The following is a 25,700-nucleotide window of genomic DNA, read 5'->3' on the forward strand; positions in this document are numbered from 1 at the left end:
CACACCTTGAAAGCAACTTTTGAACACCGCGGAATCACGCATCAAGTGAATTTGGCTGAGCCGATTGATATTTCTATTTCGCTGACCAACACCGATGAAAATCCAATTGCTTGGTATATAGAAAAACCCGTTATTGAACCCGTGCGTTTTGGCGATTGGGTCGGGAAAGTCTCAGAAGGAAGCTCGTCGACCAACTTCAACAACATTCAATTCAACCCGCACGGACACGGAACGCATACCGAATGTTTGGGCCATATTACGCGTGATTTTTACAGCGTGAATCAGGCTTTGAAAACTTTTTTCTTTGTGGCTGAACTCGTTTCGGTTACACCCATTGCGCAGGATGAAGATTTTATCATCAATCGCGATCAGCTCGAATCGGCTTTAAACGGAAAATCGCCCGAAGCCATTGTGATTCGTACTTTGCCCAACTTGGAGAATAAAAAACAACTCAAATATTCAAACACCAATCCTCCGTATTTGCTGGAAGAAGCTGCTTTGTTTTTGCGCGAAATCGGCGTCAAGCATTTGCTCATTGATTTGCCGAGTGTTGATAGAGAAAGCGACCAAGGAAAACTGTTATCGCACAAAGCATTTTGGAATGTTCAAAATGTTCATCAGCTCAATGCCGATGCGCGTCATGATTGCACGATTACCGAAATGATTTTTGTGCCCGGCATGGTGGCTGACGGCGGTTATTTACTCAATTTGCAAATCGCTTCATTTGAGAATGATGCTTCACCGTCTAAACCGGTTTTGTATAAAATTCAATCTTAAAATTGTAATGAAATGGTGAGCGTATCTACCGATAAAACCAAGTTGGATGTTGCCTTTGTTCAAAACTTTCTCAAAGATATTTATTGGGCAGCCGGGCGAACCACTCAAGAAGTACAATGTACGATTGATCATTCGGTTTGTTTTGGATTGTATTTAAACGAACAGCAAATTGGCTTTGCGCGCGTCATCACTGATTATGTGGTTTTTGCTTATGTCATGGATGTTTTTGTGGACGAACAACACCGCGGTTGCGGATATTCTTCGGTTTTGATGGATGCTGTGATGAAAGAACCGCAATTGCAACAAGTCAAAATCTGGCGATTGGCCACGCGCGATGCTCATTTTTTATATGAAAAATTCGGATTTACGGCTTTGGCTTATCCAGAGCGAATGATGGAAAAAGTAATCAAATAATTAGTTTTCAGATCATGAATTTAGAAACCTATTACCAATATTGCCTTGCCAAAAAGGGCGTTACCGAACATTTTCCGTTTGATGAAGATACTTTGGTTTTTAAAGTTTCCGGGAAAATGTTTGCGCTTACTTCGCTCAAAGAATGGGAAAACGGAAATCCGGCGCTCAACCTCAAAAGTGATCCTGATTATGGCGCTGAATTGCGCGCTGAATATGACGACATTCAGCCGGGCTATCATATGAGCAAAATTCATTGGAATACCATAAATGTAAATGCCGGCGTGCCTGACCAACTCATTAAAGAACTCATTGCGCATTCGTATGAGCAAGTGGTTAAAGGGCTCACTAAAAAGCAACGCGAAGAGCTTTCAAGGTTAAACGAATAAATGGCTTATCAACTATTGCAGCTTGATTATTTAACGGCATTTTTAGGCTCAAGCAAAACTCATTCGTCTATACTTTAGGTCTATTTAGCTACAATTAAGTGAAGTTTATCGAAAAAAAATAAATCACTTTGTTTTTGACTTAAATTTACGCGATTCGAACCCTTTTTTTAGCCATGAAATCATTAAAAATACTGTTTGTTGAGGATGATTTAATTGAGGTGATGAAGTTTCACAGAGTACTTGAAAAACTTCAGTCAGATCATCAGGTAATAGAGGCCAGTAATGCTGAATTTGCACTAAATATTCTTCGCGATCAGCAGTACAAACCAGATATTATCATTCTTGATTTGAATATGCCCAAAATTAACGGAATAGAGTTTTTAAATATCTTAAAAAAAGATGCTCTATTTAAGTATATTCCGATTATCATTCTCACTACTTCAGCCAATCAACGCGATGTAAAAGAGTGTTTTGAGATTGGTATTGCGGGCTACTTATTAAAGCCTTTGAAGTATGACGATTATGTTTTAATCATCAAAGGGCTCTTGGATTATTGGTCGCAAAACATATTGATTTCAATTTAAATTTTCATGTACGGAATCGTTAATAAAGCCATAGAAGAGTTGGTAATTGCAAATTTTGGACATGAAAAATGGCTGTCTGTCAAAAAAGCAAGTGGGGTTGAACAGGATTTTTTTATTAGCAATGAGCCTTATGATGATGATGTGACTTTTAGATTGGCTCAAGCGGTTTCAATTGAAATGAGTATGTCGTTAGAAGAAGTTTTGATAGCTTTTGGTCAGTGGTGGGTAGTAAAAACCACACAAGACAGATATGCCGATCTAATGCAATCAGGAGGCGATAACCTCAAAGAATTTCTTTTAAACTTGCCAATGTTTCACAACCGGGTGATGTTGTTGTATCCCAAATTAACACCGCCTGAGTTCAGAATTACACATGTAACAGAATCTGGTTTATATTTGCATTATATATCTCAGCGTCAAGGATTAATAGATTTTGTCAGAGGTTTGATTGAAGGCTTGGGAATCATCTACAAAACACAAATATCTATCGAACTAATTCAACAAAATACACAAGGAGAGCCATATGAAATTTTCAAATTGAGTTGGTAATATGGGCACTTTTAAGTTTCAATTTGGTTTAGCAGATTTTAATAAAATCTTTCCGTTTTATCTTTTATTGGATCAGCAATTCAAGTTCAAAGGCTTTGGAACAAGTTTGTCTAAGATAATTCCGAATTTAAAAGAAGGGCGGTCTTTTTCAGAGTTTTTCTATCTGAAAAGACCTTTTCTGTCAATTCTTGATGAAAGTTGCTCAGGTCAATTAACGGATCAACTAATCATAATAGAATCAATTGAGAGTGGTTTAGTATGTTTAAAAGGTCAGTTTGAAAAACACAATGAGTTTTGGTTGTTTATAGGCTCACCATGGTTTTCGTCGATTCAGGAAGTTAATCAAAAAGGCTTGAATTTAAGAGATTTTGCGATTCACGACCCTTTGATGGATTTGCTTCATGTACTCAAAACCCAAGAAATTACTAATGCTGAATTAAAAGATCTTCTTAAAACCATTAATGAGCAAAGAATTAATCTTAGAGAAGATAAAGATGAACTCAACAAACTTTCATTGGTAGCCAGTGCCAATAAAAATGGCGTTGTTTTTACAAATTTAGACGGAACAATTTTCTGGACCAATGAAGCTTATTTAAAATTGACTGGTAATGAAAAGGAAGAAGTTATTGGCAAAACCCTCATTGAAATTGGCAAAACGGACCAGACCGATAAAAAAAACTTAAAAAAAATGCTCAAGGCATTCAACAGCTTCAAAACTTTTGACTGCAAAGTGCTGCACAAAAAGAAAAATCATCATTTTTTTTGGTCAAGAATGAAAGGGCAGTGTGTTTTGGACGATTCGGATCAGCCTTCGCATTACTTCGTTATTGTTGAAGATATTACCAAAGAAAAAGAATTTAACGATAAACTCAAAGAATCTGAAAACCGTCTGTATTCATTAATTATCAATCTGCAAACGGGTATTTTGCTTGAAGATGAAACGAGAAAAATCCTCTTAATGAATCAGTTTTTTTGCGATTTGTTCGGAATCACCACACCGCCCGAATTGATGATTGGTCTTGATTGTACTAACTTTGCCGAGCAAGCCAAATCTTATTTTAAAACCGAAGCTACATTTGTTAGCAGAATAGAAGAGATTTTAGAAAAGAAAGTTATGGTTATTGGCGAGACGCTCGAACTTGTTGACGGTAGAGTTGTTGAAAGAAACTATACTCCGATTTTTATTGATGGTAACTACAAAGGACATCTTTGGAGCTATGAAAACGTTACGTTAAGAGTTAAGTATAGAGAAAGCCTCGAATCAGAGAAAGAAAAATACCGTGCCATAATTGATAACATGAATATAGGCCTTTTAGAAGTTGATAATAATGATATTATTCAATTGGCTAATCAGCGTTTTTCAGTAATGTCGGGTTATTCGCCCCCAGAGCTTATAGGTAAAAAAGGCGCTCAACTGTTTCTAGATTCAAAACAAGAGCAAATCATCAAAAAACAAACACAGAATAGAATGTCTGGGTTGTCAGGTTCTTATGAAATTACCATCAAGACCCAACAAGGAGAATCTCGGGATTGGTTGGTAAGTGGCGCACCCAATTACAACGAAAGAGGAGAAGTTATAGGCTCAATCGGATTGCACTTTGATGTAACCGAGAATAATATTTTTAAAAATCAAAAAGAAGAGTTGCTCAAAAAGCTTGAATCCCAAAACGAATACCTCAATGAATACGCACAAATTGTATCGCACGATTTAAAGTCGCCTTTAAGAAGTATTCATTCATTGGTTTCTTGGATTAGAGAAGAAAATCAAATCGGGTTCAATACAAATACCCAAAAATATTTCTCTTTGATTGTTGAGAAAGTCGAGAAAATGGATTTTCTAATCAATGGTTTGCTGTCTTACGCCAAGATTGATGCGGATATAGAAATCAAAGAATCCCTCAATTTGAGCGAATTGGTCAATAATGTGGTCAACACAATCTTTGTTCCTGATCATATTGAATTCAAAATTGGAGTTTTACCTCAGATACATGCCAATAGAATCAGAATGCTTCAATTGTTTCAAAATCTGATAACCAACGCGGTCAATTATAATGATAAACCCAAAGGATGTGTAGAGATCGGGTCAACTGAGCATGAAGATTATTATGAAATTTATGTAAAGGATAACGGTCCCGGAATTGCCGATGAATACAAAGAAAAGGTTTTTAAAATTTTTCAATCGTTGCATGAAAATCGCGAATCTACCGGTATCGGATTGTCAATCGTAAAAAAAATTATTGAAAGCCAACAAGGTAAAATATGGATCGAAAGCCAACCAGGTCAAGGAGCTGCTTTTTATTTTACCTTAAATAAAAAACAATGAAAGAAGTACCCAATCTATCATACATTGATCAATTAGCCCACGAAAATCCATTATTACGTGAGCGGCTCATCGGAATTATAAAAGATGAATTTCCGACAGAAGTGCAAAAATACAAGCTTGAAAATCACCAATCTGATTATTTTTTGATGTCAGAGAGTGTTCACAAACTGAAACACAAGTTTGCGCTTTTAGGATTAGAAAAAGGTTATCATTTAGCAGCTGATTTTGAAGACGAATTGCGCGCTGGATCGAAAAATTTGCAGTCTGATTTTGAAGATGTTTTGAAAGTTATTGAGTTGTTTTTGAGTAAAATTTAAGATTAAGAAAGATGAAGTGTATTATTATAGATGATGAAGTTTTATCAAGAGAAATTCTAAAAATAATGATCCAAAAGATTCCTATATTAGAAATCAAAGGAGAGTTTTCAAGTGCTATTGAGGCAATGAAGTTTCTAAATAGCCAAAAAATGGATTTGATTTTCTTAGATATTCATATGCCCAACTTTACTGGGTTTGATATGATTCAAACTATTAAAAATATTCCTCAAGTAATTTTAGTAACCACTGATGAGCATCTGGCAATTGATGCTTTTGGATATGATTGTATTACCGATTATTTGGTAAAACCACTCATGTTTGAACGTTTTAAAAGATCTATTGAACGTGTCTTAAAAAAAAGAGAAAGTAATTTTCAAATTACACCCATTCAAGAAAAAAAGAGCAAAGAAATTTATGTAAACATCAATAATCGCTTGGTCAAAATTGACATTTCCAAAATAAATGCTATACAAGTAAAAGGTGATTACATCGATATCAAAACCGAGGACGGGAAATTAGTAGTGCATACAACTTTAAAAAAAATAGCCGAAAAACTCCCGGCTCACATCTTTCTCAAAATTCATCGGTCACACATCATCAATATTGAAAAAATTATTGATATTCAAGACAACAGTGTTTTAATCGGTAAAGATGTAATTCCGATAAGCAAAAAAAACAAACCAGATTTGTTAAAGTCACTCAACTTGCTCTAACAGATTTTAGGTTTCAAAAATTACTTTATCGATACAATTTGATTCTTCATCGACGGTAAATTTTATTTCGACGAAAAAAAAGATCGTGCATTTGCAGACAAAATAAATTTGTAGCAAATAAACTATGTTATGCCCCAAGGTATTACGAATTCAGCAGAGTATAGCAATGCTTTAGGCTTTGTAGCAGATGATTTTTTTTGTATTAAGGTGTTCGGTGCGCCTACTTTTTTTTCGTTTGATTCAGTTTTAAAGGTCAAGTTTGTTAAACAAAGAAATAACCTTGTCAATTTAATTTTTTTAAATCTATCGATTTTATTCTTAGGCGCTTTGTTTTATTTTAAGATAGTTTCCCCAGTATTAAAAGCAGTTCTGTTTTTCATGTCAAGTTGTTTTATTTTGCTGACTTTTCAATTAAAAAAATATAGTTACGAAGTGATTGTTTTTACTAAGACAACTAATTCTACAAGAATAAGAATCGCACAAAAGCAGAAAGGACAAGCAGTTGATATTGTTGGATTTATCAGTCTAGCAATTGATAAAAAATCATAAAAGAATGCAACCCATGGAAATCTTAAAAGAAATCAATTGCCATTTTTGTTTCTTCGGGTTAATTACAAATCTGAAGGTTTTCTTTTACAAATTACACAACAGAGAGACCTCAATGAGCCAAATTAGTACTATTGAGTTAGTTAAGATTAATCGCAAAACTGGAATCAATATTTTATTCTTTTTTCTTGTTATTGAATTGTTTGAAAACACCATCTCAAAAATATACTTAGTATTTATTGTATTGTTTTACTCGTTTTTTTTAATGATTAATTCTTATTCATTTTTGTTTAAAATTGAATTCAAGGACGGCTCAGCTTTAACGTTTCCTGTTAAAAAGAATCAATACAGGAGGGTTGTGCTTTTTATTAAAAGAATTGTTGATTACAGTCACAGTTTTGCTTTTGACATATAAAACAAATTGCTATGAAGAAATCCTTTTTTGTTTATGATACCTCAAAAGCGTTCTCCATTTTTATGAAGTATAACTTTGAGAATTCGGTTGAAATAAAATCATGCGGATACAAGAAAAAGTTTTGTATTGACAACCCTGAATTATACGACGCGTTTTTCTTTATCATCAATAGTGTAGAGGATTTTATTTTGCTAAAAAATTCGTGCGGAAGACTGAGAAATATTTTTGTCAGTACACCGATTAAAATGCTTGAGTTTAAAATTAGTCACATAGCTGATCAAGACCTAATCATGTTTGATTATGCTCAAACAAAAGTTGAAGTTTTGCGAGAGATCAACAGCACATTAATTGACAAAAAGATCCTATAATCTCAAATTTAAAAGTATAAAACGAAATAAGTTTAAACCTTTTGATCATCAATTTAAATTGAGTTAAGTATTAGTAAGTTGTTTCACTAAATTATTTGGTTATTTCAAACAGAAGCTAGTGAGTTTTTGTTCATTCCCCCCCAAGGGACAAAAACATAGAAATGAGTTGTTTTAATAATTGATGATTAATAAAAAAGTCGACAAATAACTTGTCGACTTTTTGATTTATAAAGTTTTTTTCTGTTTCTCTACAAAACCGGAGGCTTGCAGCTCTAACAATTCGGTTGCCTTTTTGCGTTGCAAATCATAGAGTTTTTTGTCTTGCGCAATATCTGCGTAAACTTTGTCATGCATCTCAGCGTTTGTGCTCACGAGTAACTTCCGTTGGTGTTGATCTTGTGCCAAAGTACTTTTGAGTGCTGCTTCAATATCTTCAAGTTTGATGTCATATTCACCTTTGCCCGACATCAGTTTGGCTAAAATCGGTGCGGTTTCAATAGCCAAGAACAACAACATAATAAACAATGAAGGCAACAACGGAAGTTTGTTCAAAGCATTGATGCGTGCCATGAGTCCGTCAAAACCATCAATTACAGGTTGGGTTTGCGTGACTTTTTGCTCTTGGTTAGCCTGAAGTGTTTTGATTTTTTGCTCGCGCTCAGCAATGCGTTTTAGGTTGTTTTGGCGTAAAGTGTCGAGTTCCGTTTTGGCCAAATTGTGTTTGGCAATTTTTTCTTTAAAAACTGGGCCTTTGCCTAATTTCATTGTTCCTTTGGTGCCTTCAGCTTCTGAAATATAAGTGTCATACAAGGTGTTGACTTCTTTTTCTTTTGCCGTAATTTCAGCTTGATATTGCTCGATTTCCTTTTTGTTTTTGTCAATATCGCTCTGAAAATAACCGGCAATTTCTTTTTTATTGTTGAGTGTCATCGCGTTTTTCTCGCGCAGTAAAACCGTATTGATTTCTTTTTCAAAGATTTTAATTTCAAGCGGTTTTGAAATAACCACCGCAATAATCATGGCCAACACAATTCGCGGAGAAGCTTGCTTGAATTCGGCCCAAAAGTGGTCGCGTTTGCGTAGGGTGGATACAATAAATCGGTCGAGATTAAAAATAAGCAATCCCCAAACCAGGCCAAAAGCTACAGCCGAATAGGGATTGTCAAAAACAGTGTACAGCGCATAAGCAGCCGCCAAAAAAGCCATAACTGCAGTAAAGAAAACGGTGGCGCCAATTCCGGCAAATTTAGTTTGTTCGCCCGCAGAACAGCCTTTTAATAACTGACGGTCTGCCCCCGAACACAGTAGGAAGAATGATTGTAACATGATGATTGATTTGTGGCCGAAGCCTGATTTTGATGATGATGGTTACAAAGTTAACGCCAAAAATGGCATATTGATATAAATCAGGAATTTATTTTACAGCTCTGCGCCGAAAATTGTAATTTCGGCAGGCAGAATCATGAAACAAAAGCGACCATTACTCATTATTGGGCTCGTCTGGCCCGAACCGCAATCATCGGCGGCCGGCTGGCGCATGCAACAACTTGTGGATTTTTTCTTGCGCGAAAACTACCAAATTACTTTTGCGAGTGCCGCAGCTCAAAGCCCGTATAGTTTAGATTTGGCCAAAATGGGTGTGCAAACCCAAGCTGTTTTGCTCAATGATGAAAGCTTTGATGATTTTGTGCAGCAACTCAATCCTGAAGTGGTTTTGTTTGATCGTTTTATGATTGAAGAACAATTTGGTTGGCGTGTGGCCGAACATTGCCCTAACGCATTGCGAATACTCGATACCGAAGACCTCCATTTTTTGCGTCTGGCCCGACAAAAAGCCGCAGAGCAAAACCGCGTGTTTGAGGTGGATGATTTATATTCAGATACTGCCAAACGTGAGCTTGCGAGTATTTTGCGCTGTGATTTATCGCTGGTGATTTCAGAATTTGAATATGATTTGCTGATAGATCAATTCAACATCAGTGCTGATTTGCTGTGTTATGTGCCGTTTTTAACAGATGAAATTTCTGAGGCTGAAATGCACTCATGGCCGAGTTTTGATGCGCGTAAAAACTTTGTATTCATTGGCAATTTGATGCATCCGCCCAACTGGGATGCGGTAGTGCAGCTCAAAAAAAATATCTGGCCCAAGCTCAGCAAACAATTGCCCGAAGCTTCACTGCTCATTTACGGAGCTTACACACCGCCCAAAGCAGAACAATTGCATCAGCCTTCTGAGCGATTTTATATCATGGGCAGAGCAGATTCGGCGCTGGAAGTAATTGCCGAGGCAAAAATTATGTTGGCACCGATTCAGTTTGGTGCGGGCGTAAAAGGTAAATTGCTTGAAGCCATGCAAGCCGGAACGCCCAGTGTCACCACAACCATCGGGGCCGAAGCCATGCACATCAACAACCGGTGGAATGGTTTCATTGCTGATGAAGATGATGCGTTTATCTCGGCGGCGGTGCGTTTGTATACCGATGAATCACTTTGGCAACAAGCGCAAAAAACAGGTATTGAAATGCTACAGGCGCGATACAACAAAAAGAAGTTCGAAGCGATTTTAAAAGACCGCATAGAGGCTTTGTTTTTGAACTTAAAAGCGCACAGACAAAAACACTTTTTAGGGCAGATCTTGCAACACCACACGCTGGGCAGTACGCGTTATATGGCCAAATGGATCGAGGCCAAAAATAAAAACACCTAATTTTAAAAAGCCGCTGATTTTGCGTTAAGGATGGAAGCGGCATCCTCGTGCGCAGCGCGAGATAAAGCGTACAGCCTGACCGACACCCTGGCAAATTTTACTTTTTAGGAAGGTTTTCGGTGGCGGGAACGCCCATAAAAAAATCCGCCACAGTGGACGGATTTGAATTTATTTTGACATTTCGGTGAAATACTTGTAAAACAGCGGGATGGTCTCGATGCCTTTTAAGAAATTGAAGATGCCGTAATGCTCGTTGGGCGAGTGAATGGCGTCGCTATCAAGCCCGAAGCCCATGAGGATGGTTTTGGCTTTGAGTTCTTTTTCAAACAAGGCTACAATCGGGATGCTTCCGCCTGAGCGCACCGGAATGGCCGGAACACCATAGGTTTCTGTGTAGGCTTTGTTGGCTGCTTGGTAACCAATGCTGTCAATAGGCGTTACATAGCCTTGACCGCCGTGGTGTGGTTTTACTTGGACGCGAACCCCGGCCGGAGCAATGCTTTCAAAATGTTGGGTGAATAGTTGGGTGATTTCTTCCCAATCTTGATGCGGCACCAAACGCATCGATATTTTGGCGTAAGCTTTACTGGCAATCACGGTTTTGGCGCCTTCGCCGGTGTAGCCGCCCCAGATTCCGTTGACATCTAAAGTCGGGCGAATCGAGTTGCGTTCGTTGGTCACATAGCCTGCTTCGCCGTAAACATCGTTGAGGTCGAGCGCTTTTTTGTATCGTTCAATATCAAAAGGTGCTTTGGCCATTTCGGCTCTTTCGGCAGCGGTGAGTTCTTCGACTTTATCGTAAAATCCGGGAATGGTAATGTGGTTGTTTTCATCGTGTAAGGAAGCAATCATTTTGGCCAAAATGTTGATCGGGTTGGCCACCGCGCCACCGTATAAACCCGAATGTAAATCGCGATTAGGGCCGGTTACTTCAACTTCAACATAGCTCAAGCCACGTAATCCGGTAGTGATAGACGGTTGTTGGTTGGAAATCATTCCGGTGTCAGAAATTAAAATGACATCGCATTTGAGTTTTTCTTGGTTGCGCTCAACAAACCAACCGAGGCTTTTACTGCCGACTTCTTCTTCGCCTTCAATCATAAATTTGACGTTGCAAGGAAGCTCGTGGTTGCGCACCATGTATTCTAACGCTTTGACATGCATGTACATTTGACCTTTGTCATCACAAGCTCCGCGGGCAAAGATGGCACCTTCGGGGTGCAATTCGGTTTTTTTGATGACAGGTTCAAACGGAGGAGAATCCCAGAGGTCCATTGGGTCAGGTGGTTGCACATCATAGTGGCCGTAGACGAGCACCGTGGGTAGGTTAGGGTCAATGGTTTTTTCGGCATAAACAATCGGGTATCCGGGGGTGTCGCAAATCTCGACGTGTTCACAACCGGCTGCTTCGAGAGAAGCTTTGACCGCATCGGCCGTGTCAATTACATCTTGGGCATAAGCCGGATCGGCACTAACCGATGGTATTTTGAGCAATTCAATGAGTTCATTGATGAAGCGTTCTTGGTGTTGTTGAACGTAACTTTTTATAGAGTCCATGTAAACGAGAATGTGTTTAGGCCAAATATACAAATATTCAAAAATGAGGCGGTTAAATTTTATAAACAAACCCAGTGTTTTTGCGTCAAAAACAATTCTGAATTGAATCGTGAAATAGTTTTGTTTTTTAAAATATATATCTATATTTGCAGCCACAATTGCCGCGGGTGTGGCGAAATTGGTAGACGTGCCAGACTTAGGATCTGGTGCCGTAAGGCGTGTAGGTTCGAGTCCTATCACCCGCACAAAGCCTCTCAGTTTTGAGGGGCTTTTTTATGAGCCGTGGTAAACGCGCGAAAAAACGATTTTTCCGTTTTTGATTTCTAAAACTTCTGCCACCAGCATGTTTGGGTCGCCGTCGGCCATACGGGTATATTCCATAAAAACGCGCTCATCGTTGGCTGTGAGTGAAGTGACTTGATATTGCAACGACGGAATTCGGTCAAAAGCATCTTGCCACCATGCACGTAAGGCCGATTTCCCTTGAATGAGTCCTTGGGTTTCAGGCTGACGAATTTTGAGTTTCGGGCTGAAGTGTTGCGCGTGGTCATCATACAGATGCAACAACTTTTCTAAGTCATGCGTGTTAAAAGCTTCAAACCATTGTGTGGCTATGACTTCGTTGGGATGCATTTATGAATTTTTGAGGTTGATGATTTCCTGTTGTGTCAGAAAACGCCAGTTGCCACGCGGAAGATTTTTCTTGGTAAGTCCGGCAAATGCAACGCGATCTACTTTGAGTACATTGTATTTAAAATGTTCAAAAATACTGCGCACCACTTTTACGTTGGCTGTTCTGAGTTTCAGTCCGATTTCGGTTTTGGGTTCGTTATCAATGTAACTGATTTCTTCTACATACAAACGATGATTGTCGAGTGTGACACCTGAAGCAATTTTTTCTAAATCTTCAAATTTTAAGTTTTTATCGAGGCTTACCTGATAAATTTTAATTGATTTTTGATTAGCTTGATTGAACTTGACAATCATATCGTTGTCATTGGTGAGCAACAACAAACCGGTAGTGTTTTTGTCCATTCGGCCAATGGGTGCTAAAGCCGCATTGGTGGCTGAACGAACCAAATCAAGTACGTTTCGGTTTTCTCCACTCTCGTCAACTGAAGTCGTAAAGTTTTTTGGCTTATTGAGCAAAATGTATTCTTTTTTACCCGGAGTGAGTTGGGTTCCGTCAAAAATAACCACATCGCCGGGTTTGACTTGATGTCCCATTTCAGTAATGACTTCGTTGTTGACTTTTACGTTGCCCGACTGAATGTAAATATCGGCTTCACGACGCGAACAAACACCAGAATTGGCAATGTATTTATTCAAACGAATCAAATCTGAATCTTTGCTTTTGGCTGTCGGGGTTGCTGCTTTTGGGGCAGTTGTATTTTTTTTCTGAGAACGCTTTTCCATAGGTGGTTTGGGCGAACTATAAGCAGATTTAGTTGGTCGTTTGCTAGGTCGTTTGTCTGAGCGATTGTTTTGGTTCATGACGAAATTTTCGGCAAAGATAGCTTTTATTTCGGGCCGCGCTGATATTAAATGGTTTGCAGCAGTCTTTTTCCGTGAATCAGAACCATCGGATCAATGAGCACAATGCAGCAAACGCCAGCCACAATTAAAAACTTGAGCAGGTTGTGCAGTAGCAAATAATCTTCACGCTGCTGGCTTTTCCAGAGTTTTAAACAGAAGAAAATCATCACCATAAAACCGGCATAGAAATACAAATCCATATACCCAACATCAAAAATATTGACCAAGAAATACACTGGAACAATAGTCAGTATCAACAATAAAGTAATGGCTGTTTTAGATGTTTTTTCACCAAAAAGTACTGGTATGGTTCGGTAGCCGTTGGCCAAATCTCCTTTGATATTTTCTAAGTCTTTGATCATTTCGCGCACGAGCAAAAGCAAAAACAAAAACACAGCATGACTAAAAATAACCGCAAAATCATTTCGGTGGTTTTCAAGTTCGTAGAGCGGAAGTCGGTAATAATAAAAAAGTAAGATGCCAAAAAATGGATAAATCGCCAAAAATGATGCGATCAAGTTTGAGAACATCGCGTATTTTTTTCGTTTGTGCGAATAAAGCCAAATCATAAAAATGTAACTCGCAAAGAACAAACTCGCGCGCCACGAAACCAAGAAAGCCAATAAAACCGACAGAAAATTTAAAGAAAAATAAACCTGCAATTTGGTTTTTTGACTCACCAATCGATCAAGCATTGATTTGTTGGGGCGATTGATCAAATCTTTCTGACTGTCGTAAAAACTATTGATGATGTAGCCCGAAGCAATGGCCATTGATGAAGCCAAAACCACTACAAATAATCTGTAATCGAGTAAAATAGACAGCGCGCTTTTGCCCGGCGCCAAAATAAAAATGGCCGATAAGTATTGCGCGATAACAATAATAGGAATGTTGTAGCCGCGCACCACCGAAAACAAACTGACAATTTTCATCAGAAACAATCGTTTTCTTCGGCTGAGCATAAGGGGAATTTTCCGGAGTTGATTTTAGAATTGGTAAACGACCTCTAATTTGTAATCTTTGAGCGAAGCTTTGGCTTTTTCTAAATCTTCGGTAAAACCAAGAATATAGCCGCCGCCGCCAGAACCGCAAAGTTTTAAATAATAATCGTTGGTGTCAATACCTTTTTGCCAAATGCCGTGAAATTCTTCGGGAATCATTGGTTTGAAATGGTTGAGTACCACTTTTGAAAGTTTTTTGGTGTTGGAGAAAAGTGATTTCATGTCGCCACCCAAAAAGTTCTCAACGCAAGCATCGGTATATTTGACAAACTGATTTTTGAGCATGCTTCTAAATCCTTGATCTTTGAGGTTCTCCATGAAAATGTTGACCATTGGAGCGGTTTCGCCTACAATGCCTGAATCGAGCAAAAACACGGCGCCTTTTCCGGTAAGACTTTGAGTTGGAATTCCGGTAGCTTCAATGTTGTCTTTAGAATTGATCAAAATCGGAATGCTCAAATAACTGTTGAGCGGGTCAAGGCCGGAGCTTTTTCCGTGGAAAAACGATTCCATTTGACCAAATATATTTTTGAGTTGTAAGAGTTTCTCACGGGTAAGATTCTCTAAAACAGTGATTTTATTTTTAGCGTATTTGTCGTAAATCGCAGCTACTAAAGCACCACTACTGCCCACGCCATAACCCTGCGGAATACTTGAATCGAAATACATGCCTTGTGCAATATCAGCTTTCAAGGCCTCAATTTCAAACTGAACCAATTCAGGTTGCTCTGATTGCAAAGTTTCTAAATGTGAGGCAAATCGTTGAAGATTTTGATTGGAACGAACCGCATCAGCCGAAGTGTTTCCGTCTAATTTAAGCGCTCCGTTGTAGAAGTTATAAGGAATTGATAAACCTTTTGAATCTTTGATGATTCCGTATTCTCCGAAGAGAAGAATTTTTGAGTAAAAAAGTGGTCCTTTCATTCTTTTTAGACAATTAGCAACTCAATGGATATTATTCTTTATGGAGCAATAACGCTATAGGTAATATTATGTTGTGGTCATGACTGAACTAGCCAATACGTTGACTTCCATCGCCAACAACGTCACAAATATACTGACCATTTTGACAATAGCCAACTAATTCGTTCTGAATAAATTGTAAAACTTCTTCGCGAACGTTTTCGGGATATAAAATATGTACGTTGGCGCCTGCATCTAGAGTAAAACCTACCGGAATTTTGGTTTGATTTCTAAAGTTCCAAATACGATTGATCACTTCTAAAGTATTGGGATGCATCAAGATAAAATACGGAACCGAGGTCATCATCATGGCGTGCAAAGTAAGCGCTTCGCTTTCTATAATCGTGATGAATTTTTCTAAATCGCCGTTCTGTAAAACGGTTTTTAAAGCCGAGAGATTTTCATGGGCTTGTTCAAATCTTTTATGAGCAAACGCATGTCCGTGCATTAAATCATGTCCGGCGGTACTCGATACTTTTTTCTCGCCGCGATCCACGAGCAAAATGGTGTCTTGATAATTTTTAAAGTTCGGATGAATCGCCTCTGAAAATGCCACGCCGAATAAATCAGAACTGTCGTGAATTTCGGTGTGTTTTCCCCAAACCACGGCTTGACCTTTGATGCTTCGGCATGCGCTTCCGGAGCCCAATCGCGCCAAAAACGATGCTTTTTTATAAAAATAATCATCGGTCGTTTCTGGGTTGAGTGCGCGTTCTAAGCTCATGATATTCATCGATAAGGCAGCCATTCCTGAGGCCGAAGAAGCAATGCCCGAGCTGTGCGGAAAGGTATTTTGAGTGTCAATGCTCAGATGAAAATCTTTGAGATAGGGGCAATAGATTTCAATGCGCTCTAAAAACTTTTGAATTTTGGGTTTGAAATCTTCTTTGGGTTGCCCTTCAAAAAGCAAATCAAAAGCGAAATTTTCGTCTGGAATTTTTCTTTCAAAAGCCACAGAAGTAATCGTTTTGCAATTACTCAAAGTAAAACTCAACGACGGATTGGCCGGAATCTGGCTCATGGGCAAACCATCAGTATCCAAATGATTTTCTAATTTCCCCCAGTATTTGACCAGTGCAATATTACTCGGTGCGCTCCAACAAAACTCAGCTGATTTTATATCAGAATCAAATCTTGGAGCCATAAAATCCTTTTGTGTGTGCATCGATTATTTTTTGCCAAAGATACTTTTTTTCACAACGGTAAAAAACCAACAAACAAGTTGTATTGAAATCTGTACTTTTGAAAAAAAATCATATGAATCGATATCTTAAAATTGCTGTTTTTGTAGCCACTTGTCTTACCGTTGGATATTTTTCCGGCATGGCTACACGCAGTTCTGTCACTACTTGGTATCCGCTTTTAGAAAAACCCTTTTTTAATCCGCCGGCTTGGATTTTTGCACCCGTTTGGAGTTTGCTCTACATGTTTATGGGTGTTGCTGCCGGCAAAGTTTGGCAAAGAGTTGATTTTGAAAAGCAAGCGGTTCAAAAAGCACTTCTTTTCTTTTGGATTCAACTTGCGCTGAATGCTTTATGGTCTGTGCTGTTTTTTTATTGGCAAAACCCTTTTTTGGCCATGATAGAATTGTTGCTGCTTTGGTTGATGATTTATGAAACCTACCTCAAATTTAAAGGCATTGACAAAGTTTCGGGTTATTTAATGTTGCCGTATTTGGCTTGGGTATCTTTTGCCGGATTGCTCAATGCGTCTATTTGGTGGCTCAATAAATAAAAAATCTCATCTTTTTGGGATGAGATTCTTAAAGATTTTATTGTACAACTAACTTCTTGACTTGTTTGAAATCGTTTTGCGTTGTAATAGAAACCAGATAAACACCTTGCGATAAATTTGAAATATCAAGTGTTTGCTGACTATCTTTTATGTTTGTTTTGCGATAGACGGTTTTTCCTAACAAATCGGTTAACTCAATTTCTTTAATAAGATCAGTTGTTTTTGAAAGCTCAATCTGTATCAAACCATTTGCAGGGTTCGGATAGATGCTCCAATTTTCATCTGTAAACTGATGGTTGGCCAAAGCATTTACGAAAGTAGTTTTGGCTTCTTCGGTTATAATCGGCGGATTGGTATCAAAGAAGATGCTCGCCAAATTACTGATAACGGTATTGACTTGATAACCCGGACGCGGTTTGATCAAAAACACCAACTGACCTTTGCTCAATTCTTCACTCTGTGATTGTGGTTTTAGTTGAATATTATTAAAACTCCATGACAATTGATTGTTGATTCTTTGCATGGTGTAATTATGCGTAGCACTCACCATACGTAGAGTTTGCTCGTCAAGTAATTCACTTAAAATATCTACCACGCGTACGTTAATAGCATTGGCTGTTCCGGTATTTTGAAAACGAATGGTATATTGAAGATAATCTGAATTGTCAAAATCTGAAATCAAAATTTGACCGCCATGAACTTCCATTTTGTCGTTCGGATCATAAGATGCGACAACTGCTTCAGTAAGTGTTTGGGTATTATTGTCAAGATTAGCATCAGAAGCAGCAGTAGATATTTGTACAGAGTTGGTTACAAAATCCCAGATATTGACCGTTGGAATCGTTGGTACACTCAAAGCTACATCAATCGTTTTGGTTTGAAACGGCGCCAAATTTGTAAAATCATAGCTAAACCCTGTCGGGGTATAAACAAGACCAAATTGCGAAACACTACTGATGGTCAGAAGAGGATCTTTAGTAAAAGTTATGGTTCCAGAAACAATGGAATTTCCGTCGTTTTTATAAATAATACGCACCACATAGTTCATGCCCGGAACCGGAGCGTTTACTGAACTCAATCCTACAGAAGGCTCTACATATGCTCCGCCTATAGGTATAATCGGAAAATATATAGTTTGTACACCTTGATCAACAGCAACATTCAAATTGCTATAGGTAGCCGAAGAAGTATAATGTGTTGCATATTCTGGGTAAACCTGATAGCTAAAATCATAACTGTTGGCCGGGTTTGAATCGAATAAATCATATTTGCCCGTTGGCGAACTCACATGAACCACCTCTGAGGTATCGTTTATCTGATAGTCAAAAGTTCCATGTGGATAATTAAACTCATTGACATCTTTCACACCGTTATTATCTAAATCAACAAAAGCTATCAATTGGAGTTTGTCTGCGCAAGCTGTTCTACCAGAACCGGGTTGATCAAAATTAGTTTGGGTTAACCTGATGTATCCGGGTTGATTGCTAAAGTTGGTAATCAATAGCTTATAGTACTGACCGGCAATAGCGTTAGGGATACTTAAAGTTTCAACATAATTAGCACTGTAACTACAATCGGTAATGTTTCCGAACGGATAAAAAGTTGGGTTACTACTATTATTTGGGCAAGTCGGACAATCAACAAAATCAATTTGACCACAATTGTCAACATCGGTAAAAGGACCCCAAGCCACAAAGTCAACATCCATATTATTTCCGGATGGATTACCACTCGTGTCAAAAGTTGTGTTTTGGAAAATCTGATATTGAAGCGGACCTGATTCGGTTACTTTTAAGGTAATATACTTTGGATTAGGAGCAGAGCCCAAACAAGCAACTTGACCCGTTGAAAAAACATTGGTTACATTTTCAAAAATATAGGGGTCATTCGGATTGCTACCACAAAAAAGTTCACTGTTAGGGCAGTCGCTTACTGATTTTATACACAGATCAAAAGTTGAAATTTGTAGCGATGCTGTATTGCTCCAAGTGCGGATGTAATATTCTTGTCCTGCTGTAAATGAAGAGAAATCCATTCCACTGGTGCCGGCGTTGGTACAACCAATGTAGGCTAAGTTGTCCGGGCTACCCATATATACCGCCATTGAAATAGATGAATTTCCGATAATAGTTACAACATGTCTAGTGTTTGAAGCTGTAAATTTATACCAAACATCATTGATGGCCGCGCCACAGGTTGGATCAGCAATGCTTGAATTTGACGCTCCAGAAATCACACATGAATTGACATTAAAACAAGTCACCCCTGAATTGACTGCCAATTGAATAGCTTGTCCCGGATTGTCATTAAGTGAATGTGTATAAAAAACCGGAATACTTGCGCCTAAAATCCAATCGCTCTTAGTATCATCACTACAAACTGATCGAACGTAAAAATAGTAAGCATCTCCCGCAACTAAATTTACTGCTGTATATGATGTTGTTGTGGTTGTTTGACCTATTTGTTCAGCTGCAGGCGCATTGTTATTGCCTTGCACAATAACTTCCCAAGAAGTAGCACTATTGTCAGACCAAGTTAGCTGAACATTATTACTTCCGCTCACATAGGAATAATTAAAACCGGTAGGAGCTGAACAAAGAAGTGTAGTTTTGTTTTGTGTTGGATGAATATTGTTGGAACTTGCTTGTGTAAAAGGCAAAAAAAACAAGCTCAATAATAAGGTAAAGAGTAATCGGTTTTTCATAGCGGTTGGTTTTAGTCAACCAAATATATTGATTTTTAAATAAGTAAATCAAATATTTTTAGCCACGATAAATCCTCCGGTCCAAGCATTTTGAAAGTTAAATCCGCCGGTAATAGCGTCAATATTGAGAATTTCGCCCGCAAAGTATAAGTTTTCGTGCAGTTTACTCTGCATGGTTTTAAAGTTGATTTCCCTCAAATCGATTCCACCCGCAGTCACAAATTCTTCTTTAAAAGTGCTTTTTCCATTCACTTGAAAAACGCCGCCGAAAAGTTCTTGAGCGAGTTTTTTGATTTGATTTTTATTGAGGTCGGCCCATTTTTCATCCGCGTTAATTCCCGCAGCAAAGGTGAGTTTTTCCCACAAGCGATTGGGCATTCTGATATCAATAGGCAAATTATTTGTCAAGGCAAACGGCGATTGTTTAGCAACAACTTTTTTAGCTAAATCTAATTTAAAAGTTTTGAGTACATCTTCGGTGCTTTCAAAATCAAGGCCATTGAGCCAATTCACTTCAAGCGCAAATTGATAATTTTTGTCGGCCAAAATACGAGCGCCCCATGCCGAAAGTCGCAAAATACCCGGTCCGCTCATGCCCCAATGCGTAATCAGTAGCGGGCCCGAAGCATCAAGGTTTGTGCCTTTGACCTTTACTTGAGCCAAAGCCGAAAGCCCCATAAGCTCTTTAATGCGCGGATCTTTGATGTTAAACGTAAACAACGACGGAACTGGAGCAATAATAGAATGCCCCATTTTTTCAAGCAATTCCCAGATTTTCGGATTGCTTCCGGTAGCCATCACCAGTTGGTCACAGCTAAAATTTTGGTTCGGCGTATCAATCTTCCAATGTTTTTCTGATTTAAAAATCGACTGTACACTTTGTCCGGTCAGGATGTCAATTTTGTTATTTTTGGCCGCTTCTAAAAAACAATCGATGATGGTTTGTGATGAATCTGAAGTTGGAAACATGCGGCCATCATCTTCAATTTTTAAGGCAACGCCGTGTTTTTCAAACCATTCAATGGTATCGCCCGAGCAGAATTGATGAAACGGTCCGCGGAGTTCTTTTTCGCCACGCGGATAAAACCGAATCAGCTCATCGGGAACAAAACAAGCATGCGTGACATTGCAGCGTCCGCCGCCCGAAATGCGCACTTTTTCAAGTACATTTTTGCCGCGTTCCAGAATCGCAATTCGCTTTTCAGGTTTTAACTCAGCGATGTTGATGGCTGTAAAAAAACCAGCGGCACCTCCGCCCACAACAATTATATCGTAATGTGATTTCATATTCTATCCGGAAAATCGGTGATGATGGCATCAACGTTTAAACTTTTCATGCGTTCAATATCGGCGCTTTCATTAACGGTCCAAGTGTGAATTTGATAACCGTTTTCACGAATTTTCAAAACCGTTTCATCAGTTAGATAACGGTGGTTCGGATGGATACTCAGCGCCTGAATGCTTTGGGCAAAATCAATGGCCGCGTCAATATTTTTTTCGGTCAAAACACCCAACTGAATATCAGCATTCATTGCTCGGACAAGCTTGAGTATATTCCAATCAAAACTCGAAACCAAAATATTTGAATCACTTCTTCCGGATTTTATTTCCTGTGAAATTAAACGAACAACGGCCTCAGTAGCTTTTGAATCTTTAATTTCAATGTTGATTAAAATTTCATTCGGACATTCGCTAAAAACTTCAGCCAAAGTGGGAATCTCGTGTGTTTTGTCAATGGTCAGTTTTTTTAAATCAGCCGAAGTATAATTTGAAATAGCACCCAAACCGTTGGTCATTCTGTCTAAAGTTTCATCGTGAAAAACAACGACACAACCATCAGCGCTCAAATGAACATCGAGTTCAATACCGTGAACACCTAATTCAAAAGCCTTTCTAAATGAAACGATGGTGTTTTCAGGCAAATGTCCGGCGGCTCCGCGATGTCCGATGATGCGTGGTTGATTCATACTTTTAACTAAGCGGTAAAACTAAAAAACACCGCTGAATGTTGCGGCGTTTTCAGGGTTTTATTTTTGTGCTTCGAGCAGCAATAAATCAAATTCGGTGTTGAATTTTATTTTTCCGTTCTTTACCATAGCGGTTTTACCCGAATAAGCATCTTTTACAAGAGTTCCGTTTTTAAAGATTTTACCGGTTGGAATTTCTTTTTCGCCTGGTTTGAGTTCAAGGGCAATCACCACTTTGTCTTGGATTTTTCCTAGGCTGTAGGTTCTTGAAAACACATAAGGTTTTTCAGAGATTTGCTCATGAACACCAGCTCCAACCGACGCATGTTTTTTTCTGAATTGCCCGAGTTTTTGCCAGTGATTTAAGATTTTTTTCGTATCAGGATTTGAAGCCACATCGTCCCAATTCATGAACGAGCGCAAAGTAGCATCGCCTTCGGTGCCCGGAACCACCAGTGAGCGCGCCGTTTCATCGCCGTAATAAATCTGAGCAATGCCTGGAGAAAGCAACAGTCGGTTGGCGCTTTCGTAGGTTTTTTTGCGGTCGGCATCAAAAGGTTTACCATCGTCGTGTGAGGAAAGATAATTCAAAACGCTATAGCCTTTAAGCGGACCTTGAAGCTGTTGGTTGTATTTAGAAAACATGGCTTCATAACCGAGTTGCGCGGCATTCCACTTGAATTCAAAATTGATCAGACTGTTGAATCCGTGTTTGAAATAGTTGACTTTTTGGTCGCCAAAATCAAAATCTTGACCACCGCTGATGCCGTAATTGTATACTTCGGCAATGGTGTAAAACGAGTTGTTGTCAAGAACTTTGGTTGGATTGTTTTTCTTCCAGAGCGCAAAAGCGTAATCACATTGTGTTTTGAAGTCAGACCAAACGGCCTCACCAACATGTTTTACCGTATCGGCGCGGTATCCGTCAATGCCAAACTCGGCAATGTAATCAGTGAGCCATTTGATGATGTAATAACGAGGCGCGCGCGGATATCCGGTTCTTTTAAAGAAAGCATCCAGTGAAGCCATTTCTTGGTTGTATCGTCCTTCGTTTTTCCATTTTTCAACTAAAAAAGCAGGCAATTCTACCGGTTGATTGCTTTCGGTTAATACATCCGGCAGATTTTTAACCAAAGTACAAGCCGTGGTATTTTCATAGTTGTCGTATTTGCATTGCGGGCCCGTGCGCACCCAATCAGAAGGCCAAACGGTATCAACTTCGGTCACCGGTCCGGTATGATTGATCACGCCGTCGAGCATGATGCGGATTCCTTTGGCGTGTGCTTTTTTTACCAGTTCGGCTAAATCTTTTTTAGTGCCGAAATTGGGGTCAAGCGCTGTCCAATCGCGCGTCCAGTAGCCGTGAAAACCATAAGTAAGCCCGGTGCCTTCGTCCACTCCGTCGTGAATCTGCTCTACGATTGGAGTAAACCAAATAGCATTGATACCCAATTTCTCAAAATAACCTTCGTCTAATTTTTGAATAATGCCGCGCAAGTTTCCGCCTTCAAATCCGCGGAGTTTTGCCGTGGACTTGGTTCTGTTTAAATAGATTTCTTTTTTAGGGTTTCCGTTGCAAAACCGATCGGTCATCAAAAAATATAAATTGGCACCTTCCCATACAAAAGGCATTTTGGTCTGAGCGATTTTTTTAGTCGGTTTTTTCTTTTGGGTCTGTGCTGAATTCATGGCGGGCTGTAACAGGATAAGTCCGATAAAAAACAGAGTTATTTTTTTGATTATCATTTTAAAACTGAATTTGAATTTCTATTGTCGAACCTTTGTGCCACAACATCGGGATTTCGGCTTTATGCCCTGACATTTTAGCTGAAACTTCTTGACCATCCACCGTAATTTTTTTGATATTCATAGGCATATTGTGGATGGTTAATGTGGCTTTTTTATCTGTAGTTTGATAGTTTTTACCCAGTTCGTCGCTCAAAGTAATGCGCATGCTTTGCGCGGTGTTTTTGGCCGAAAATTTCAACAATTCATAGGCGCCTTTTTCAAAGGCTTGAGGCGTTTTTCCGTCGTCGTTATAGGCTTGTCCGTCTGAAGTTGGCACCGCCTCATCGTAATAATAATGAATCATCAAATCACTGAACGAATATTGTGCGCTGTTGGCAAAAGTTCGGGTCATCGGCACAAAACTTCCGCCGGCTACAAATACCGGAATATGATCTGCGCCAAAGTTCACGTTCTCAGTGCTGTTGCTGCTGTATTTTTGTTCGGTATAAAAATCAAACCAATGGCGCTTGTCATTCGGAAATGTAATCGAACTACTCGTTACGCCGGCTTGGCTGATGGGCGTTACCATAAAAGCATGGCCCCATAAATAGCTTTTGTCTGAAATGCTTTGGGTTGATGCGTTTTCAATCATCACCGGACGCATCAGTGGCATACCGGTTTGGTTGTTTTCAAAAGCGAGCGTGTAGTTATAAGGCATCAATTGATAGCGCAACTCAACCAGTTTTTTGGCTTGAGCCATGGTGGCGATATCTTTTCGGGCTACTTCTGAGGCTACGTCTTCTTGGGCATGTGGTCTGAAAATCGGCTGAAAAACACCGTATTGCAACCAACGCAAATAGAGTTCGTTGTCAAAGTAATCGCCGGCAAATCCGCCCAAATCAGAATGCATGTAACCCAAACCTTGTAAGCCCATTTGCAAAGAAATTTCCATTTGGCTTTTTAAACCATCCCATGAACGACTTACATCGCCGCTCCACGGAATCATCCCAAAACGCTGTGAGCCTGAATAACCCGCGCGCATCAAGATAAACGGTCGCTGATTGGCAAAATCTTTTTGATAGCCTTCGGCAATGAGTTGGGCCCATTGATGTCCGTATACATTGTGCACCACATCGGCTTTGCCCGCCGCAGTAATAGCTTTGGACGGAAACACTTCGGGTTCGCCCAAATCGCCCCACATACCGCCAACACCTTGTTTAATCAGGCGTTTGTATACATTCCAAAACCAGTCTTTGCCTTCGGGTTTAAACACATCCACCAGCGATGTATTGCCAAAGTAAAAATCCCAAGTACAGGGTTTACCGGTTTTGTCGGTAACCAAGATTTTTTTATCTACGGCTTCGCGCCATTTGGATGAAGTGGTCAAAATAAACGGCTCGGTAATCAGAATCGTTTGAACGCCTTGGGCAGACAAATCTGAAATCATTTTTTCAGGGTTCGGAAAATTGTCTTTGTCCCAATCTAGATTGCCCATCGTACCTTGAACTGTTTTGCCAAACCAATATAAATCAAGGATGATTCCATCCACCGGAATTTGATTTTCTTGGAATTTTCTAATGGTGTTTTCTACCTCATTTTGGTTGTGATAGCCAAAACGCGACGCCAGATTTCCAAAAGCCCAACGCGGTGGCAAAGGTTGTTTTCCGGTGAGGCCGGTATATTTCTGGGTTAAATCAGTTAGGCTATTGCCCACCATAACTTGATAGGTTTTTCGGCCTGAGATGGTTTCATAACGGAGCGTGTTGTTTTTTTGGCTGTCTAAATCGAGGTAACCGATGGCTGAATTGTCAAAGTGAACGGCATAATAACGGTTGTTACTTTTTGAAGCCAGCACAAGCGGAATACAAAAATTCATGAGTTCAGCGCGGGTTCCGTAACCATAATGCGCTCGGTTGTAAAGCTGCAAACGGTTTCCGCGGCGGTTCATGCCCAAAGCGCGCGCGCCGCCACCGTAGAGTTGGTCATCGGCTTCAATGTTCAATGAAATGGTTTGGGTGGAGTCGTTGACTTTGGTAAATCCTTCTTTTTCAGAGAGTATTTCGGAATTGTTTTGCAGATAATGTATCTGAAACGGCGTCTTGTCAATGGCTAAATTGAGCTGTCCACACTGCAAAGACAATTTGTTTTTATTGTCGGTAAACTTGACTTTTAAACCTGGTTTTTTGGCCGACGGAACCACTGCGTATGAATGGCTGTCAAAGCGCTCTCCGGTTGGGATAAACGAGGTTTCGACCATGCTTTCGGTGTAGGGCTCAATTCGGTAAGCGCCATCTGAAGTTTTGATTTCAAGGATGTTTTGCGACCAAGTGTGCGAGATATATTTTCGCGAAGCATTTTGCGCGATGGCTACGCACGAAACGAGTAAAAAGGCAAGTGTTTTTTTCATAGCT

24 protein-coding genes and 1 tRNA gene are annotated in these 25,700 nt (G+C 39.4%); 13 read left to right on the forward strand and 12 right to left on the reverse strand.

Going from position 1 to position 25,700, the window contains the following annotated elements:
• Positions 1 to 6: 6 nt before the first annotated feature.
• The 10 genes from KIH23_RS07715 (at position 7) to KIH23_RS07760 (ending at position 7,392) form a co-directional block, all read left to right on the forward strand.
• Positions 7 to 777, forward strand: coding sequence for a cyclase family protein (locus tag KIH23_RS07715; protein ID WP_213212721.1), 771 nt, complete (start codon positions 7 to 9; stop codon positions 775 to 777).
• 12 nt (positions 778 to 789) lie between these two features.
• Positions 790 to 1,191, forward strand: coding sequence for a GNAT family N-acetyltransferase (locus KIH23_RS07720; RefSeq protein WP_213212723.1), 402 nt, complete (start codon positions 790 to 792; stop codon positions 1,189 to 1,191).
• Between the two features lie 14 nt (positions 1,192 to 1,205).
• The gene (locus tag KIH23_RS07725) at positions 1,206 to 1,577 is read left to right on the forward strand and encodes an MmcQ/YjbR family DNA-binding protein (RefSeq protein WP_213212725.1); all 372 of its coding nucleotides are present in this window, start codon (positions 1,206 to 1,208) and stop codon (positions 1,575 to 1,577) included.
• A 173-nt stretch (positions 1,578 to 1,750) separates the two neighbouring features.
• On the forward strand, positions 1,751 to 2,161 hold the full coding sequence (locus tag KIH23_RS07730) for a response regulator (RefSeq protein WP_213212733.1): 411 nt from the start codon (positions 1,751 to 1,753) through the stop codon (positions 2,159 to 2,161).
• Between the two features lie 6 nt (positions 2,162 to 2,167).
• Positions 2,168 to 2,710: a heme NO-binding domain-containing protein gene (locus KIH23_RS07735; RefSeq protein ID WP_213212735.1), complete on the forward strand. Its 543-nt coding sequence runs from the start codon at positions 2,168 to 2,170 to the stop codon at positions 2,708 to 2,710.
• Position 2,711: 1 nt separating this feature from the next.
• Positions 2,712 to 5,033 (forward strand): PAS domain S-box protein, encoded by a 2,322-nt coding sequence (locus KIH23_RS07740; protein ID WP_213212737.1) that lies wholly within the window; start codon positions 2,712 to 2,714, stop codon positions 5,031 to 5,033.
• Positions 5,030 to 5,350, forward strand: a complete 321-nt coding sequence (locus tag KIH23_RS07745; protein ID WP_213212739.1) for an Hpt domain-containing protein — start codon at positions 5,030 to 5,032, stop codon at positions 5,348 to 5,350. The genes KIH23_RS07740 and KIH23_RS07745 overlap by 4 nt, the downstream gene beginning before the upstream one ends.
• Positions 5,351 to 5,361: 11 nt before the next feature.
• Entirely contained in the window at positions 5,362 to 6,063 is a 702-nt protein-coding gene (locus tag KIH23_RS07750) for a LytR/AlgR family response regulator transcription factor (RefSeq protein ID WP_213212742.1), read from the forward strand.
• Positions 6,064 to 6,192: 129 nt separating this feature from the next.
• Positions 6,193 to 6,612 (forward strand): hypothetical protein, encoded by a 420-nt coding sequence (locus tag KIH23_RS07755; protein WP_213212744.1) that lies wholly within the window; start codon positions 6,193 to 6,195, stop codon positions 6,610 to 6,612.
• A 423-nt stretch (positions 6,613 to 7,035) separates the two neighbouring features.
• Positions 7,036 to 7,392 carry a hypothetical protein gene (locus tag KIH23_RS07760; protein WP_213212746.1) on the forward strand — a complete coding sequence of 119 codons (357 nt, stop codon included), beginning with the start codon at positions 7,036 to 7,038 and terminating at the stop codon, positions 7,390 to 7,392.
• A gap of 225 nt (positions 7,393 to 7,617) precedes the next feature.
• Here KIH23_RS07760 and KIH23_RS07765 read toward each other — a convergent pair whose 3' ends face one another.
• A complete protein-coding gene (locus tag KIH23_RS07765) occupies positions 7,618 to 8,718 on the reverse strand; it encodes a DUF4407 domain-containing protein (RefSeq protein WP_213212748.1) in 1,101 nt (366 codons plus the stop codon).
• A gap of 136 nt (positions 8,719 to 8,854) precedes the next feature.
• On the opposite strand from KIH23_RS07765, the gene KIH23_RS07770 reads away from it, so the two are divergent.
• A complete protein-coding gene (locus tag KIH23_RS07770) occupies positions 8,855 to 10,099 on the forward strand; it encodes a glycosyltransferase family 4 protein (RefSeq protein WP_213212750.1) in 1,245 nt (414 codons plus the stop codon).
• Positions 10,100 to 10,267: 168 nt separating this feature from the next.
• Here the strand turns inward: KIH23_RS07770 and KIH23_RS07775 are convergent, their stop codons facing one another.
• A complete protein-coding gene (locus KIH23_RS07775) occupies positions 10,268 to 11,656 on the reverse strand; it encodes a dipeptidase (RefSeq protein WP_213212751.1) in 1,389 nt (462 codons plus the stop codon).
• A 163-nt stretch (positions 11,657 to 11,819) separates the two neighbouring features.
• Here KIH23_RS07775 and KIH23_RS07780 point away from each other — a divergent pair.
• Positions 11,820 to 11,901, forward strand: a tRNA-Leu gene (locus tag KIH23_RS07780).
• 28 nt (positions 11,902 to 11,929) lie between these two features.
• On the opposite strand, the gene KIH23_RS07785 is transcribed toward KIH23_RS07780, so the two are convergent.
• The 5 genes from KIH23_RS07785 to KIH23_RS07805 form a co-directional block, all read right to left on the reverse strand.
• Positions 11,930 to 12,289 carry a nuclear transport factor 2 family protein gene (locus KIH23_RS07785; RefSeq protein ID WP_213212753.1) on the reverse strand — a complete coding sequence of 120 codons (360 nt, stop codon included), beginning with the start codon at positions 12,287 to 12,289 and terminating at the stop codon, positions 11,930 to 11,932.
• Positions 12,290 to 13,150, reverse strand: a complete 861-nt coding sequence (locus KIH23_RS07790) for a pseudouridine synthase (RefSeq protein WP_213212755.1) — start codon at positions 13,148 to 13,150, stop codon at positions 12,290 to 12,292. It abuts the gene before it with no gap.
• 47 nt (positions 13,151 to 13,197) lie between these two features.
• Positions 13,198 to 14,154, reverse strand: coding sequence for a geranylgeranylglycerol-phosphate geranylgeranyltransferase (locus KIH23_RS07795; RefSeq protein ID WP_213212757.1), 957 nt, complete (start codon positions 14,152 to 14,154; stop codon positions 13,198 to 13,200).
• Positions 14,155 to 14,178: 24 nt separating this feature from the next.
• Complete coding sequence (locus tag KIH23_RS07800; protein WP_213212759.1) at positions 14,179 to 15,117, reverse strand: mevalonate kinase; 939 nt, start codon at positions 15,115 to 15,117, stop codon at positions 14,179 to 14,181.
• 88 nt (positions 15,118 to 15,205) lie between these two features.
• Positions 15,206 to 16,321, reverse strand: coding sequence for a diphosphomevalonate/mevalonate 3,5-bisphosphate decarboxylase family protein (locus tag KIH23_RS07805; RefSeq protein WP_213212761.1), 1,116 nt, complete (start codon positions 16,319 to 16,321; stop codon positions 15,206 to 15,208).
• 92 nt (positions 16,322 to 16,413) lie between these two features.
• Between KIH23_RS07805 and KIH23_RS07810 the strand changes: the two genes are divergently transcribed.
• Entirely contained in the window at positions 16,414 to 16,890 is a 477-nt protein-coding gene (locus KIH23_RS07810) for a TspO/MBR family protein (RefSeq protein WP_213212763.1), read from the forward strand.
• Between the two features lie 37 nt (positions 16,891 to 16,927).
• Here KIH23_RS07810 and KIH23_RS07815 read toward each other — a convergent pair whose 3' ends face one another.
• From KIH23_RS07815 to KIH23_RS07835, 5 genes are read right to left on the reverse strand one after another with little or no spacing between them, the layout of a single operon-like run.
• A complete protein-coding gene (locus KIH23_RS07815; RefSeq protein WP_213212765.1) occupies positions 16,928 to 19,594 on the reverse strand; it encodes a T9SS type A sorting domain-containing protein in 2,667 nt (888 codons plus the stop codon).
• A gap of 48 nt (positions 19,595 to 19,642) precedes the next feature.
• Positions 19,643 to 20,881 (reverse strand): NAD(P)/FAD-dependent oxidoreductase, encoded by a 1,239-nt coding sequence (locus tag KIH23_RS07820; RefSeq protein ID WP_213212767.1) that lies wholly within the window; start codon positions 20,879 to 20,881, stop codon positions 19,643 to 19,645.
• Positions 20,878 to 21,561 carry a glycerophosphodiester phosphodiesterase gene (locus KIH23_RS07825; protein ID WP_213212769.1) on the reverse strand — a complete coding sequence of 228 codons (684 nt, stop codon included), beginning with the start codon at positions 21,559 to 21,561 and terminating at the stop codon, positions 20,878 to 20,880. Before KIH23_RS07825 ends, KIH23_RS07820 begins: the two co-directional genes overlap by 4 nt.
• Before the next feature lie 60 nt (positions 21,562 to 21,621).
• Positions 21,622 to 23,307 carry an alpha-amylase family glycosyl hydrolase gene (locus KIH23_RS07830; protein ID WP_410505129.1) on the reverse strand — a complete coding sequence of 562 codons (1,686 nt, stop codon included), beginning with the start codon at positions 23,305 to 23,307 and terminating at the stop codon, positions 21,622 to 21,624.
• Between the two features lies 1 nt (position 23,308).
• A complete protein-coding gene (locus KIH23_RS07835) occupies positions 23,309 to 25,696 on the reverse strand; it encodes a TIM-barrel domain-containing protein (protein ID WP_213212771.1) in 2,388 nt (795 codons plus the stop codon).
• Positions 25,697 to 25,700: the final 4 nt, after the last annotated feature.

The sequence above is a fragment of the Flavobacterium sp. CYK-55 genome (assembly GCF_018413465.1).
In the GTDB taxonomy this organism is placed as follows: Bacteria; Bacteroidota; Bacteroidia; order Flavobacteriales; family Flavobacteriaceae; genus Flavobacterium.

Coding starts and splice junctions, on each gene's coding strand:
- KIH23_RS07740 (WP_213212737.1), top strand. CDS start 2,712: ATGGGCACTTTTAAGTTTCAATTTGGTTTAGCAGATTTTAATAAAATC.
- KIH23_RS07730 (WP_213212733.1), top strand. CDS start 1,751: ATGAAATCATTAAAAATACTGTTTGTTGAGGATGATTTAATTGAGGTG.
- KIH23_RS07810 (WP_213212763.1), top strand. CDS start 16,414: ATGAATCGATATCTTAAAATTGCTGTTTTTGTAGCCACTTGTCTTACC.
- KIH23_RS07760 (WP_213212746.1), top strand. CDS start 7,036: ATGAAGAAATCCTTTTTTGTTTATGATACCTCAAAAGCGTTCTCCATT.
- KIH23_RS07750 (WP_213212742.1), top strand. CDS start 5,362: ATGAAGTGTATTATTATAGATGATGAAGTTTTATCAAGAGAAATTCTA.
- KIH23_RS07770 (WP_213212750.1), top strand. CDS start 8,855: ATGAAACAAAAGCGACCATTACTCATTATTGGGCTCGTCTGGCCCGAA.
- KIH23_RS07835 (WP_213212771.1), bottom strand. CDS start 25,696: ATGAAAAAAACACTTGCCTTTTTACTCGTTTCGTGCGTAGCCATCGCG.
- KIH23_RS07720 (WP_213212723.1), top strand. CDS start 790: ATGGTGAGCGTATCTACCGATAAAACCAAGTTGGATGTTGCCTTTGTT.
- KIH23_RS07815 (WP_213212765.1), bottom strand. CDS start 19,594: ATGAAAAACCGATTACTCTTTACCTTATTATTGAGCTTGTTTTTTTTG.
- KIH23_RS07735 (WP_213212735.1), top strand. CDS start 2,168: ATGTACGGAATCGTTAATAAAGCCATAGAAGAGTTGGTAATTGCAAAT.
- KIH23_RS07775 (WP_213212751.1), bottom strand. CDS start 11,656: ATGGACTCTATAAAAAGTTACGTTCAACAACACCAAGAACGCTTCATC.
- KIH23_RS07805 (WP_213212761.1), bottom strand. CDS start 16,321: ATGCACACACAAAAGGATTTTATGGCTCCAAGATTTGATTCTGATATA.
- KIH23_RS07820 (WP_213212767.1), bottom strand. CDS start 20,881: ATGAAATCACATTACGATATAATTGTTGTGGGCGGAGGTGCCGCTGGT.
- KIH23_RS07785 (WP_213212753.1), bottom strand. CDS start 12,289: ATGCATCCCAACGAAGTCATAGCCACACAATGGTTTGAAGCTTTTAAC.
- KIH23_RS07795 (WP_213212757.1), bottom strand. CDS start 14,154: ATGCTCAGCCGAAGAAAACGATTGTTTCTGATGAAAATTGTCAGTTTG.
- KIH23_RS07725 (WP_213212725.1), top strand. CDS start 1,206: ATGAATTTAGAAACCTATTACCAATATTGCCTTGCCAAAAAGGGCGTT.
- KIH23_RS07800 (WP_213212759.1), bottom strand. CDS start 15,117: ATGAAAGGACCACTTTTTTACTCAAAAATTCTTCTCTTCGGAGAATAC.
- KIH23_RS07755 (WP_213212744.1), top strand. CDS start 6,193: ATGCCCCAAGGTATTACGAATTCAGCAGAGTATAGCAATGCTTTAGGC.
- KIH23_RS07765 (WP_213212748.1), bottom strand. CDS start 8,718: ATGTTACAATCATTCTTCCTACTGTGTTCGGGGGCAGACCGTCAGTTA.
- KIH23_RS07745 (WP_213212739.1), top strand. CDS start 5,030: ATGAAAGAAGTACCCAATCTATCATACATTGATCAATTAGCCCACGAA.
- KIH23_RS07790 (WP_213212755.1), bottom strand. CDS start 13,150: ATGAACCAAAACAATCGCTCAGACAAACGACCTAGCAAACGACCAACT.
- KIH23_RS07825 (WP_213212769.1), bottom strand. CDS start 21,561: ATGAATCAACCACGCATCATCGGACATCGCGGAGCCGCCGGACATTTG.
- KIH23_RS07830 (WP_410505129.1), bottom strand. CDS start 23,307: ATGATAATCAAAAAAATAACTCTGTTTTTTATCGGACTTATCCTGTTA.